14 protein-coding genes and 1 other RNA gene are annotated in these 12,505 nt (G+C 70.0%); 12 read left to right on the top strand and 3 right to left on the bottom strand.

The window, feature by feature from the left end; genetic code table 11:
• Positions 1 to 99: 99 nt before the first annotated feature.
• Positions 100 to 1,425 (top strand): Xaa-Pro dipeptidase, encoded by a 1,326-nt coding sequence (pepQ, locus tag AC1PMG_RS04915; protein WP_481110847.1) that lies wholly within the window; start codon positions 100 to 102, stop codon positions 1,423 to 1,425.
• A gap of 135 nt (positions 1,426 to 1,560) precedes the next feature.
• Here pepQ and AC1PMG_RS04910 read toward each other — a convergent pair whose 3' ends face one another.
• Together AC1PMG_RS04910 and AC1PMG_RS04905 are read right to left on the bottom strand one after the other, a co-directional pair.
• The gene (locus AC1PMG_RS04910) at positions 1,561 to 2,907 is read right to left on the bottom strand and encodes an aminopeptidase P N-terminal domain-containing protein (RefSeq protein ID WP_481110846.1); all 1,347 of its coding nucleotides are present in this window, start codon (positions 2,905 to 2,907) and stop codon (positions 1,561 to 1,563) included.
• Positions 2,907 to 3,452 carry a YecA/YgfB family protein gene (locus AC1PMG_RS04905; RefSeq protein ID WP_160965354.1) on the bottom strand — a complete coding sequence of 182 codons (546 nt, stop codon included), beginning with the start codon at positions 3,450 to 3,452 and terminating at the stop codon, positions 2,907 to 2,909. The genes AC1PMG_RS04910 and AC1PMG_RS04905 overlap by 1 nt, the downstream gene beginning before the upstream one ends.
• A 209-nt stretch (positions 3,453 to 3,661) precedes the next feature.
• Here AC1PMG_RS04905 and AC1PMG_RS04900 point away from each other — a divergent pair, with 209 nt between their 5' ends.
• The 10 genes from AC1PMG_RS04900 (at position 3,662) to AC1PMG_RS04855 (ending at position 11,126) form a co-directional block, all read left to right on the top strand.
• A complete protein-coding gene (locus AC1PMG_RS04900; RefSeq protein WP_481110845.1) occupies positions 3,662 to 5,845 on the top strand; it encodes a putative bifunctional diguanylate cyclase/phosphodiesterase in 2,184 nt (727 codons plus the stop codon).
• Positions 5,846 to 5,912: 67 nt separating this feature from the next.
• The gene (locus AC1PMG_RS04895; RefSeq protein ID WP_017910437.1) at positions 5,913 to 6,134 is read left to right on the top strand and encodes a TIGR02449 family protein; all 222 of its coding nucleotides are present in this window, start codon (positions 5,913 to 5,915) and stop codon (positions 6,132 to 6,134) included.
• Positions 6,131 to 6,424 carry a cell division protein ZapA gene (locus tag AC1PMG_RS04890; protein WP_017910438.1) on the top strand — a complete coding sequence of 98 codons (294 nt, stop codon included), beginning with the start codon at positions 6,131 to 6,133 and terminating at the stop codon, positions 6,422 to 6,424. Before AC1PMG_RS04895 ends, AC1PMG_RS04890 begins: the two co-directional genes overlap by 4 nt.
• Positions 6,425 to 6,522: 98 nt before the next feature.
• Positions 6,523 to 6,707: non-coding RNA, 6S RNA (gene ssrS, locus AC1PMG_RS04885), on the top strand.
• Between the two features lie 159 nt (positions 6,708 to 6,866).
• Entirely contained in the window at positions 6,867 to 7,646 is a 780-nt protein-coding gene (locus tag AC1PMG_RS04880; protein ID WP_481110844.1) for an acyl-CoA thioesterase, read from the top strand.
• Between the two features lie 79 nt (positions 7,647 to 7,725).
• Positions 7,726 to 8,319 (top strand): 5-formyltetrahydrofolate cyclo-ligase, encoded by a 594-nt coding sequence (locus AC1PMG_RS04875; RefSeq protein WP_481110843.1) that lies wholly within the window; start codon positions 7,726 to 7,728, stop codon positions 8,317 to 8,319.
• On the top strand, positions 8,316 to 8,786 hold the full coding sequence (locus AC1PMG_RS04870) for an EVE domain-containing protein (RefSeq protein WP_017915860.1): 471 nt from the start codon (positions 8,316 to 8,318) through the stop codon (positions 8,784 to 8,786). The genes AC1PMG_RS04875 and AC1PMG_RS04870 overlap by 4 nt, the downstream gene beginning before the upstream one ends.
• Before the next feature lie 100 nt (positions 8,787 to 8,886).
• Positions 8,887 to 9,534 carry a ribose-5-phosphate isomerase RpiA gene (gene rpiA / locus AC1PMG_RS04865; protein ID WP_152240005.1) on the top strand — a complete coding sequence of 216 codons (648 nt, stop codon included), beginning with the start codon at positions 8,887 to 8,889 and terminating at the stop codon, positions 9,532 to 9,534.
• A 174-nt stretch (positions 9,535 to 9,708) separates the two neighbouring features.
• Complete coding sequence (locus AC1PMG_RS04860) at positions 9,709 to 10,161, top strand: DUF192 domain-containing protein (RefSeq protein WP_017910443.1); 453 nt, start codon at positions 9,709 to 9,711, stop codon at positions 10,159 to 10,161.
• A 50-nt stretch (positions 10,162 to 10,211) separates the two neighbouring features.
• Positions 10,212 to 11,126 (top strand): SirB1 family protein, encoded by a 915-nt coding sequence (locus tag AC1PMG_RS04855; protein WP_407136743.1) that lies wholly within the window; start codon positions 10,212 to 10,214, stop codon positions 11,124 to 11,126.
• A 181-nt stretch (positions 11,127 to 11,307) separates the two neighbouring features.
• Here AC1PMG_RS04855 and AC1PMG_RS04850 read toward each other — a convergent pair whose 3' ends face one another.
• Positions 11,308 to 11,553 carry a rubredoxin gene (locus AC1PMG_RS04850; protein ID WP_242004217.1) on the bottom strand — a complete coding sequence of 82 codons (246 nt, stop codon included), beginning with the start codon at positions 11,551 to 11,553 and terminating at the stop codon, positions 11,308 to 11,310.
• A gap of 14 nt (positions 11,554 to 11,567) precedes the next feature.
• Here AC1PMG_RS04850 and thiE point away from each other — a divergent pair, with 14 nt between their 5' ends.
• Positions 11,568 to 12,191 (top strand): thiamine phosphate synthase, encoded by a 624-nt coding sequence (gene thiE, locus AC1PMG_RS04845; protein WP_481110842.1) that lies wholly within the window; start codon positions 11,568 to 11,570, stop codon positions 12,189 to 12,191.
• Positions 12,192 to 12,505: the final 314 nt, after the last annotated feature.

Genomic DNA, 12,505 nt, shown 5'->3' with positions numbered 1-12,505 from the left:
AAAGGCTGCCGTGACACCGCGTGCCCTGCGCACCACGTCCGCACCGTTTGCGGCACACTTGGCGCCCCCGTTTCCGCATCGCCGAACGAGTCCGCCGCCATGCCCCAGCACGATCCAAGCGCCCTGTATCCCGACCACCTGCGCACCCTGACCCGACGCGCCGACGAAGCGCTGGCGCGCGGTGGCTTCGACCACCTGGTGGTCCCGAGCGGCAACCTGCACTACCAGGTGTTCGACGATCGCGACTATCCGTTCGCGGTGAACCCGCAGTTCAAGGCCTGGCTGCCGCTGACGCGGGTGCCAAGCAGTTGGCTGGTGTACACGCCCGGGCGCCGGCCGCAGGTGATCTTCCACCAGCCGCGCGACTACTGGCACGTGGTGCCGGACGCGCCCAGCGGCTGGTGGGTGGAACACTGCGACATACACCTGATCCGCACCCCGGACGAGGCGCTGGCCCTGCTGCCGGATGCCGCGCGCAGCGCGATCCTCGGCGAGCCGCAGAGCGCGCTGGGCGCCTACGTGCCGAACAACCCGGCGGCCGTGCTGCAGTACCTGGAATACCACCGCGCCTACAAGACGCCGTACGAGCTGGCACTGATGCGCCAGGCGCAACACTCGGCGGTACGCGGCCATCGCGCCGCCGAGGCCGCGTTCCGCGACGGCCGCAGCGAGTTCGAGATCCACATGGCCTACTGCGCGGCCGTCGGCCAGGACGCGAACGAACTGCCGTACGGCAACATCGTGGCATTGAACGAGCACGGCGCCGTGCTGCACTACACCGAACTGCAGCGGCAGGCGCCGACGCCGCTGCGCAGCTTCCTGATCGACGCCGGCGCCTCGGCGCACGGCTACGCCAGCGACATCACCCGCACCTACGCCACCGATCGCGGCAGCGAGTTCCAGGCCCTGATCGACGCGGTGGACGCCGCGCAGCAACGCATGGGCCAGCACGTGCGCGCCGGCGTCGACTACCGGCAACTGCACCTGGATGCGCACCTGGCGCTGATGGGCGTGCTGAAGGACGCCGGCGTGCTCACCGTGTCGCCGGAAACCGCGGTCGCCACCGGCGTCAGCGCCGCGTTCTTCCCGCACGGTCTGGGCCACCCGATCGGCCTGCAGGTGCACGACGTCGCCGGCTTCGCCGCCAGCGACCGCGGCGGCCGCATCGAACGCCCCGACGGCCATCCCTACCTGCGCATGACCCGCACCCTGGAACCGGGCATGGTGGTGACGATCGAGCCGGGCCTGTACTTCATCGACATGCTGCTCGACGAGCTCAAGCAGGCCGGCCATGGCGGCAGCGTCGACTGGGCGCGCGTGGAGCAGTTCAAGCCCTACGGCGGCATCCGCATCGAGGACGAAGTGGTGTGCACCGAGGACGCACCAGAGAACCTGACGCGACCAGTATTTGCGGCGGCGGCCTGACGGCTGCCGCTGGGATTGGGGAATCGGGATTGGGTACAGCGGGCAGCGCCACGCCGGCAAGAAACGCCAGGGATCCGGCTCGTTCTGCGTCTAGGAGGATGGGTCCGCGCGCTGGCCGTCGCGTTTACCTCATCCCTAATCCCGAATCCCCAATCCCGGCTCCTCAGCCATCAAGGCCTCGATCTCCTCGGCGCTGCGCGCCAGGGCATCGGTGAGCACGCGATGGCCGTCGTCGGTGATCAGCACGTCGTCCTCGGTGCGGATGCCGATGCCCCGCCACTTCGGGTCCACGTCCTTGTCGTCCGGCGACACGTACAGGCCGGGTTCGATGGTGAACACCATGCCCGGCTCGAGCAGGCGCGATTCGCCGGCCAGCCGGTAGTCGCCGACGTCGTGCACGTCCAGGCCCAGCCAGTGCCCGGTCTTGTGCCGATAGAAGCGCCGATAGTCGCCGCTGGCCAGGTTCTGCTCCAGGCTGCCCTTGAGCAGGCCCAGCCGCAGCAGGCCTTCGGTCAGGGTCTGCACCGCGGCCAGGTGTCCGGCCTCGTAGGCCAGGCCCGGGCGCGCCTGCGCCAGCGCGGCGGCATGCGCGGCACCGACCAGATCGTGCAGCGCGCGTTGTTCGGCGCTGAAGCGGCCGTTGGCCGGGAAGGTACGGGTGATGTCGGCGGCATAGCCGCGGTATTCGGCACCCGCATCGACCAGCACCAGGTCGCCGTCGCGCAAGCGCGCGGCGTTGGCGCGGTAATGCAGCACGCAGGCGTTGTGGCCGCTGCCGACGATGCTGCCGTAGGCCGGCCAGGCGTCGCCGGCGCGGAATTCGCGCTCGATCTCGGCCTGCACCTGGTATTCGTGCACGCCCGGCCGCGCCAGCCGCATCGCCGCACGATGTCCGGCCACGCTGAGGTCGGCGGCCACCTGCATCAGCGCGATCTCGTCGCGCGACTTGAACAGGCGCTGTTCGTGCAGCAGATGGCCCAGTTCCAGGAACTCGTGCGGCGGCTGCGCGCCGTGCCGCACCTGCTCGCGCACGCGCTTGACCCAGCCGATCAGCTTCAGGTCGAAATCGACATCGCGGCCGAAGTGGTAATACACCCGCGAGCGGCCTTCCAGCAGCCCGGGCAGGATCTCGTCGAGGTCGTCGATCGGATAGGCATCGTCCATGCCGTAGCGCTCGACCGCACCTTCCTGGCCCGCCCGCGGGCCGTCCCAGGCTTCGCGCTCGGGGTCGCGTTCGCGACAGAACAGCAGCGCCTCGCCGTGGCGGCGGCCGGGCACCAGCACCAGCACCGCGTCCGGCTCGGCGAAGCCGCACAGATACCAGAAGTCCGAATCCTGCCGGTACGGATAGTGCGTGTCGTGGCTGCGCACACGCTCCGGTGCGCTCGGCAGCACCAGGATGGCCTGCTCGCCGGCCATGTCCATCAGTTGCCGGCGCCGGCGCGCGTACTCGCCGGAGGAAATCCCGGTGAGCCGCTTCATCAGTTCAGGCGCTGCCGGTGGCGCGGGCCGAGCACGCAGTCGCTGTGCAGCAGCAGCACCGCCACGCGCACGAACTCCTCGATCTCGGCCAGTGCGTCCTCGTCCTCGTCGCCACTGTCGAAATCGTCGGCGCTGGCCTGGGCCAGGCGCGCCACGTCCTGCAGCGCTTCCTGCCCTTCCTCGGACAGCGGCGGCGCGGCCCCTGCGGCCAGGCCGAAGCCGCCGAGGAAGCCGCGACACCAGTCGAACAGCGCGTCGGCGCGCTCGGGCAGCGGCGCGCCGGCATCGGCCAGCACCAGGTCGAAACCGAAATCGCGGTCGTTCAGTTGCGCAGTCGTGGCCTCGCGCAGGCGGTCCAGCGCGTCGCCGGGGCGCGGCGCGGCGATGCTGGCGTCGGCGAGCACGGCCGCCGGCCATGCCGGCAATTCGGCGCCGCCGCCGGCCAGCCAGCCGCACAGGCCGCCGTGCAGTTCGGCCGCCGATGCAGCCAGGCCAAGCGTCCGGCTGGCATCGGCGATCTGGTCGGCAGTGGGAAGTTCGGTCATGGAGCAAGCCTGTCGGGCGCTGGCCGCGGGCCTGTCGAGGCCTGCGGCGGAATCGGGACTGCGCAGTGTAGCAATCGCGTGTGCGCCGCCGCTTGTGGTGGCTTCCGGCACGCGCCTACACTCCACCACCCGTTCTTTGACAGAAGTCACTTTCCGCCATGCCATTGGAGCACGTTGCTGCAGGAGCTGCGGAAAGAACCGGCCTCGCCTTGTTCGGCGAGACCTTGCTGGCCGCATGGCCGCTGGTCGCGCTCGCCGCGCTGGCGACGGGCGGGGTAGCGGCGCTGTTCGCGCTGCGTTCGCGTCGGCGTCTGCGCGAGCAACTGCAACGGCACGCACAACTGCAGCAGCGCGACCAGCACCTGAAGCTGGCGCTGTGGGCCTCGGGCGAACACTTCTGGGATTACGACCTGCAACAGCGCAGGTTGCGGCTGATGCGCGCCGATGAAGCCACGCCGCACGCGCAGGACATCGGCCTGGTGATCCGCGAGAACGAGCCGCTGCGGATCCATCCCGACGACATGCAGCAGGCGCGGCAGGTGCTGCAGGAGCACCTGCAGGGCCTCACCGCGATCTACACCGCCGAGTACCGGGTGGACTTGGCCGGCGACGGGGTCTGGCACTGGGCGCGGGTGCGCGGCCGCGTGGTCGACTACGACGCCAGCGGCGCGCCGCGCCGGCTCGCCGGCACTGCACGCGACATCACCTCGCACCGCCAGGCCGACCTGGAACGGCGCATCGCCGCCGAAGTGCTGCGCAGCATGGGCGAGGCGGTCGCCGTGCTCGACGAGGACCGCCGCTTCATCTCGGTCAACCCGGCCTTCACCCGCATCACCGGCTACAGCGAGCGCGAGGTACTGGGCCAGCCGATGGCGCTGATCGACCACGCGCCGGAAACGCCGGCGGCCCCGGTGGCCGACCACGGCCGGCACTGGCGCGGCGAGGCCTGGAAGCGGCGCAAGGACGGCCAGGAGATCCTCTGCCACCTGCGCCGCAACACCGTGGTCGACGCCGATGGCCGCCAGAGCTTCCAGGTGGTGGTGCTGGAAGACATCACCGAGCAGAAGCGCGCCGAACAGGAACTGCGCTATCTGGCCAACTACGACACGCTGACCAGCCTGCCCAACCGCGCGCTGCTGTCCGAACGCCTGGCGCGAGCGATCGTGCGGGCGCGGCGCCAGGCCGGCTCGGTCGCGGTGCTGTTCCTGGACCTGGACCGCTTCAAGGACATCAACGATTCGCTCGGCCACGCGGTCGGCGACCGCGTGCTGCGCGCGGTGGCCGAACGCCTGCAGCAGGCGGTGGGGCCGCAGCACACGGTGGCGCGCCTGGCCGGCGACGAGTTCACCGTGGTGGTCGAGGACATCGTCAGCCAGGGCGAGGCCGAGGCGGTGGCCGCCCGCGTGCTGGCCGCGTTCGAAGCCCCTCTGCGGCTGGACGAACGCCGCGAGGTCGCGGTCTCCACCTCCATCGGCATCTCCCTGTTCCCGCAGCACGCGCTGCTGCCGAGCGAGCTGCTCAAGCACGCCGACACCGCGATGTACCAGGCCAAGGCCGCCGGGCGCCGCAACGCGCAGGTGTACTCGGCGCGCATGGACGAGGCCACCCGCCACCGCGCCACCCTGGCCAGCACGCTGCGCAAGATCCCGCTGGATCAGGAACTGAAGCTGGTCTACCAGCCGCGCTACTCGCTGCGCACGCAGCGGGTGGTCGGCGTGGAAGCGCTGCTGCGCTGGCACAGCGCCGATTTCGGGCCGGTCTCGCCGAGTCAGTTCATCCCGCTGGCCGAGGAGACCGGGCTGATCCTGGAGATCGGCGAATGGGTGCTGCGCCAGGCCTGCGGCGCGCTGCGCGACTGGCGGCGGATGGGGCTGACCGACCTGTGCATGTCAGTGAACGTCTCGGCGATCCAGCTCGAGCGCGGCAACCTGCCGGAACTGATGGCCGGGATCCTCGCCGAAACCGGCGTGCCGGCCGCGAACATCGAACTGGAACTGACCGAGAGCGTGGTGATGTCGCAGGTCGGCAAGAACGCCGAATTGCTGCGCGCCTGCCGCAAATTGGGGCTGACCCTGGCCATCGACGACTTCGGCACCGGCTATTCGTCGCTGGCCTATCTGAAGCGGCTGCCGATCAACACCCTGAAGATCGACCAGGAATTCATCGGCGACCTCACCCGCGACCCGGACGACGAGGCGATCACCAGCACCATCATCGCGATGGGCCACTCGCTGGCGCTGAAGGTGGTGGCCGAGGGCGTCGAGGACGCCGGGCAGCTGGCGTTCCTGCGCGCGCACGGCTGCGACGAGATCCAGGGCCACCTGGTGGCGCCGGCGCTGGAGCCGGACGCCTGCCTGCGCCTGCTGCAGCAACCGCTGCGGCTGCCTGCCTGAGCGCCGGCCATGGCGCCGCCGCGCGGCGTCTTGACCGCCCCTCGGGCGCATGCCTATCGTGAGCGCCATGGACAGCCCTGACGCCCTCGCCGAGCTTCGCGCCCTTGCCGCACGCGTGGAAACGCTGGTCGAGCGCTGCCAGCGCCTGTCCGACGAGAACCGCAGCCTGCGCCAGCAGCAGGAACACCTGATCGGCGAGCGCTCGCAGTTGCTGACCAAGAACGAACAGGCGCGTTCGCGCGTGGAAGCGATGATCGCCCGGCTGAAGTCCCTGGAGCAGCACACGTGAGCGAGCCGGTCAGCGTCCGCATCCTCGACCGCGAATACACCGTGGGCGTCGAGGCCGAAGAACGCGACGGTCTGCTCGCCGCCGCGCGCCTGCTCGACGCGAAGATGCGCGAGGTGCGCGGCAGCAACCGCATGGCCGCGGTGGACCGCGTCGCCGTGCTGGCGGCGTTGAACCTGGCGCACGAGTTGCAGCAACTGCGCGACGAACAGGGGCAGCGCGAACGCGAGATGGCGCGCACACTCGCCGATCTCAATCGGCGCCTGGACAGCGTGGTCGATACGACGCGCTGATCCGCACGTGGCGCTGCGATCATCAACGTGAATTGCAACGTACCGAACGACCGACGAACGGACTAGCCAAGCGCGATCACGGCGCTATACTCCACTTGCGTTCTCTGCTGTGAACGACAGCGTGTGCAAACATTCGCCTTGTCCCTTAATGACGACCACGGGGTGGCGACGGAATCGGGAGTGCAGGTCCGCCTCGTAGCGGGAAGCCCGATGATTCTCCAGCCATCCCACTTGAACCCCGGGTTCAAGGTCGTTTCGCACGCATCGTCACGGCGGAGAATGCAATTTTTCCAGGAAACGGCGCCGCAAGGCGCCGTTTCCTTTTGTGCGTCCGCAACGTGCGCCTTCACCGCGCCGTCGTCGCCGGCGCACTGCAGGTGCCACGCGTTCTCGCACCGGCCGAAACCCGGGATACTGGTCGCCCCACCACGGAGATCCCGGATTGCCGACGCTCGCCCAGATCCTCGACCGTTTCGACCCCACAGCGGGATTCGACGTCCCCGCCAGTTGGCGGCAAGGCCGCACCGCCTTCGGCGGACTGTCCGCGGCGCTGGCGCTGCACACCGCGCTGCGCACGGCGCCGTCCGCGTTGCCGCCGCTGAAGTCGGCGCACATCGGCTTCATCGGCCCCGCCGACGGCATCCTGCGCTTCGATGCGCAGGTGCTGCGCCAGGGCAAGTCCGCCACCTCGGTGGGCGTCGATTGCATCGCCGACGGACAGGTCGCCCTGCGCGCGGCCTTGCTGTTCGCGCAGCCAAGGCCCAGCCGCATCGCCCATGACTTCCTGCCGGCGCGGCCGGCGGTCGTCGGTCCCGACGAAGCGACGCCGATCGCCGACAGCGCCGCGACCCCGGCCTTCGTCGCCAACTTCGACATGCGCCTGGCCGGCGGCGCGCTGCCGCTGTCCGCCGCGGCCGATCCGGAGTTGCTGGTCTGGGCTCGCCATCGCGACGCCGGCGGCGTGGACCCGAGCGTGGCCCTGGTCGCGCTGGGCGACTGCCTGCCGCCGGCGGCGATGACCTGCTTCACCGAGCCGGCACCGGTCAGTTCGATGACCTGGAGCCTGGACTTCCCGCAGCCGGCCAGCGCCGGCGACTGGTTCCTGCTGCGCTCGGCCAGCCGCCATGCCGAGGACGGCTACTCGCTGCAGGACATGCAGATCTGGGATACGGCCGGGCGGCTGGTGCTGTGGGGCCGGCAGACGGTGGCGCTGTACGCGTGATCGCCGCAGCGGCGCGCGCCTGCTGGTCAGTGCGCGCGTCGACGCCGACAATAGCGCCCTCTCTCGCCACGCCTGCCCGATGACTGCCGACGACCGCGACTCCCTGCGCCAGGACCTGCGCGCGCGCCGCCGCGCGCTGCCCGCGCCCGTGCGCCTGGCCGCCGCCGACGCCTTGGCGCAGCGATTGCTGGACCTGCCGTTCGCGCCGCAGCACGGCCATGTCGGCGGCTACTGGGCGATGGACGGGGAGATCGCGCTGCACCGCTGGCAACTGTCGTTGCCCGAGGCGGTGCAATACTGCCTGCCGATGCTCAGCGGCGATACCTTGCGCTTCGCGCCGTGGCGTCCCGGGCAGCCGCTGCGCGCCAACCGCTACGGCATTCCCGAGCCCGACGTCGACCCGGCCACCACCCTCGCGCCGGCACAGATGGCGCTGGTGGTGGCGCCGCTGGTCGGCTTCGATGCCGCCGGCGGGCGCCTGGGCATGGGGGGCGGCTGGTATGATCGCAGCTTCGCTTTCCGCCAGCGGCAGGCCCCGCCGCCCTGGCTGGTCGGGGCCGCCTTCGACGCACAGCAGGTCGCGGCCTTGCCGCTCGCGGCCTGGGACGTGGCGCTGGACGCGGTCTGCACCGAATCCCTCACCCTGTCGACCGCGCACGATTCCCCCGCATGACCGCACGCACCCGCTATTGGCTGATGAAGTCCGAACCGGACGCCTTCTCGATCGACGACCTGCAGCGGGTCGGCACCGAACCTTGGAACGGCGTGCGCAACTACCAGGCGCGCAACTTCATGCGCGACGGCATGAAGGTCGGCGACGGCATCCTGTTCTACCACTCCAACTGCAAGGTGCCGGGCATCGTCGGCGTGGCGCGCGTGGCCAGCCAGGCCTATCCCGACGCCACCCAGTTCGATCCATCGTCCGACTACCACGACCCCAAAGCCACCCCGGAGCAGCCGCGCTGGTACTTGGTGGACGTGGCGTTCGAGCGCAAGCTGGCGCGCACCATCGCCCTGGACGAGATCAAGCAGCACGCCGACGCGCTGGGCGAGGGCTTCCCGCTGGTCGCCCGCGGCAACCGCCTGTCGGTGTTCCCGGTCAGCGCTGCGCAGTGGAAGCTGCTGCTTTCGCTCGAATAGCCGGGATTCGGGAGTGGGGATTGGGGATTCGCCCGGTCCCATCCGCCGACCCGCTTTTCACGAATCCCCAATCCCGAATCCTCACTCCCGAGCTCCTCCCATGTCAGAAGCCAAACGTCTTGCCGCCGAGAAAGCCATCGACTACGTCCAGGACGGGATGATCGTCGGCGTCGGCACCGGCTCCACCGTCGCCTATTTCATCGACGCGCTCGGCCGCATCGGCCACCGCATCAAGGGTGCGGTGTCCAGTTCCGAGCAGAGCACCGCGCGCCTGCGCCAGCACGGCATCGAGGTGCTGGAGCTGAACCACACCGGCAACCTGTCGCTGTACGTGGACGGCGCCGACGAGTGCGATCCGAACAAGTGCCTGATCAAGGGCGGCGGCGCCGCGCTGACCCGCGAGAAGATCATCGCCGAGGCCAGCGAGCGCTTCATCTGCATCATCGACCCGAGCAAGCAGGTGCAGACCCTGGGCGCGTTCCCGCTGCCGATCGAAGTGATCCCGATGGCGCGCAGCCTGGTCGCCCGCGAGATCCTGGCGCGCACCGGCGGCCAGCCGGTCTGGCGCGACGGCGTGATCACCGACAACGGCAACGTGGTGCTGGACGTGCACCACCTGTCGATTACCGACCCGGTGGCGCTCGAGCGCGAACTGAACCAGATCCCGGGCGTGGTCTGCGTCGGCCTGTTCGCGCGCCGCCCGGCCGATGTGGTGATCGTCGGTGGCGAGCCGCCGCGCGTCTTTTGACGCGCGCTGGCGCGCGCGCGGGATTGGGGATTTGGGATTGGGGATTCGCAACGGCGGGGATCCCAGCTTTTACGAATCCCCAATCCCGAATCCCCAATCCCCAATCCCCGCTCTCTTGACTCGTCGCGCACCTTGCAACAAGGTGCGCGCTGTCCTCCCTGCCCTGGTCCGCCCATGTCCCTTTTCCGCGCGCTCTGCGTCCTTCTCCTGCTCGCCCTCAGCGGCTGCGCCAGCGCCGGCGGGGACCATTGGGTGGAACTGGGCGGACATCGCTACGAAGTGGAGCTGGCGCAGAACGACGCGACCCGCGCGCGCGGGCTGATGTTCCGCGACCAGATGGAAACCGACCACGGCATGCTGTTCATCCACGACCGCGAAGAACCGCAGGCGTACTGGATGAAGAACACCAAGATCCCGCTGGACATCCTGTACTTCGACAACCAGCGCAAGCTGGTGGCGCAGCAGCGCGACGTGCCGCCGTGCTCGGCCGGCGACGCCTGCCCGCCCTACCCCAGCAACGCGCCGGCGCGCTACGTGCTCGAACTCAACGCCGGCCAGGCCGAGCAGTTGAAGCTGCAGGACGGCACCGAACTGCGCTTCGGCCCCGGCATTCCGCAGGGCCACTGAGCCGCCCGCAGCCCCGGCCGGGGTCGGGAAAACGCCTCGTCGCCACGGCGCTGAACCCGACACCGCTGTCGGGAACGGCCGGACTTGATCGGGCCCGGCTTTGCCGCCAGTCTTGGGCCATGGCCGCCCGATTGACATTGCCGAGCTGGAATACCCTGGCCGCGCTGGACGACGATGCCCTGCCGCTGCTGGCGACCGCCCTGCTGATCGCCCGCGACGAGTATCCGGAACTGGATGCCGCCCATTACGACACCCTGGCGCAGAGCCACGCCGACCACCTGCGGCACGAGGTGGCGATGATCGAGCAGTGGCCGCTGAAGATGGCGGCGATCAATCGCCACCTGTTCGAAGAACTGGGCTATAGCGGCAACCACGACGAGTATTACGACCCGCGCAACAGCTACATGAATCAGGTGTTCGAGCGGCGCCTGGGCAACCCGATCTCGCTGGCGCTGGTGCAGATGGACGTGGCGCGGCGCCTGGACATCCCGCTCGACGGCGTGTCCTTCCCCGGGCATTTCCTGGTGCGCCTGCCGGTGGACGACGGCCTGCTGGTGATGGACCCGTTCAACGGCGGGCGTCCGCTGGCGGTGGAGGAACTGCGCGAGCGCGCGCGGCCGCACATGGGCGGCGAAAGCCCGGACGACCGCGCCCTGTTGCAGATCCTGGATCCGGCGCCGCACCGCGCGATCCTCGCCCGGGTCCTGCGCAACCTGCATGGCCTGTATGCCGAACGCGACGAGTGGGACCGCGCCGCACGCAGCGCCGACCGCGTACTCAAGCTGATGCCGGACCAGCCCGAAGCCCTGCGCGACCGCGGCATGGCCTATCTGCAGATGGATTACGTCCCCGGCGCACGGCGCGATCTGGGCCGTTACCTGCAACTGAACCCCGAAGCCTCCGACGCATTGCCGATCCGCGAGCGCCTGGTGGAACTGAGCGCGCGCGCGCAGCGGATGCATTGAGGGCGGGGATTCGGGATTGGGGATTGGGGATTCGCAAGAGCGGCTGCGGCGTGAGCTGACGCGTCGCTGAGCAACGCCGCTTTTTCTTGAGGGCTTCCGGGCTGAAGGCGCTCAGGATGGCTTGCAGATTACGGATCGCCGCTCTTGCGAATCCCCAATCCCGACTCCCCAATCCCAGCCCTCACTCCATCTCCACCATCTCGAAATCGTCCTTGGTCACGCCGCAGTCCGGGCAGGTCCAGGTGTCGGGCACGTCGTCCCAGCGGGTGCCGGGGGCGATGCCTTCTTCCGGCAGGCCGTCGGCCTCGTTGTAGATGAACCCGCAGACGACGCACATCCAGGTGCGATAGGTGGTGGCGCTGGCGTCGCTCATTGGATAATCGCAGGTCACAGTCGGAACGGCATTGTCCCATCGCCGCCGACGCATCGGAAGGCTTGGCCATGAACGCATCCCCGGCGCCGCGCGGCGTGTACCTGATCACCCCCGACGAGGCCGATGGCGCGCGTCTGCTGGCACGGGTGGCGCCGCTGCTGGAGCAGGGCGTGACCTGGCTGCAGTACCGCAACAAGCGCGCCGACGCGGCGCAGCGTCGCGACCAGGCCGCGACGCTGCAAGCGCTGTGCGCACAGGCCGGCGTGCCGCTGCTCGTCAACGACGACGTCGCGCTGGCGCAGGCGGTGGGCGCGGCCGGCGTGCACCTGGGCGAGGACGACGGCGATCTGGCCGCCGCGCGCGCTGCGCTCGGGCCGCACGCGTTGATCGGAGCGTCCTGCTACGACGATCTGAACCTTGCCCGCAACGCTGCGGCGGCCGGCGCCAGCTACGTCGCCTTCGGCGCATTCTTCCCCACCCGCAGCAAGGTCACCACGCGCCGCGCCACGCCGGACCTGCTGCGCGATGCGGCGGCGCTGGGCCTGCCACGCGTGGCGATCGGCGGCCTCACGCCGGACAACGCGCGTCCGCTGGTCGCGGCCGGCGCCGATCTGCTGGCGGTGATCAGCGGCGTGTTCGATGCGCCCGATCCGCGCACGGCGCTAGCCGCGTACCGGGCGTGTTTCGACTGAGGCACTAGCGCTTCCCTTCTCCCCTCGGGACCATGGCCCCCTTTTCGGGGGAAGGTGCCCCGCAGGGGCGGATGAGGGTGCGAGCGCAGCCTCATGCACCCAAACACCGCGCGTCGCTACGCGCCGGGCCCCCAACCCCTCTCCCGACGGGAGAGGGGCTAGCGCTGTTCCTTCTCCCTGCGGGACCATGGCCCCCTTTTCGGGGGAAGGTGCCCCAAAGGGGCGGATGAGGGTACGGGCGCAGCCTCATGCACCCAAACATCGCGCGTCGCTCCGCGCCGGACCCTCACCCCAACCCCTCTCCCGGCGGGAGA

It is taken from the genome of Xanthomonas sp. NCPPB 2250 (assembly GCF_056725265.1).
Note: the sequence above shows the minus strand (reverse complement) of the source record. Positions and strands in the feature narration are given on the sequence as shown.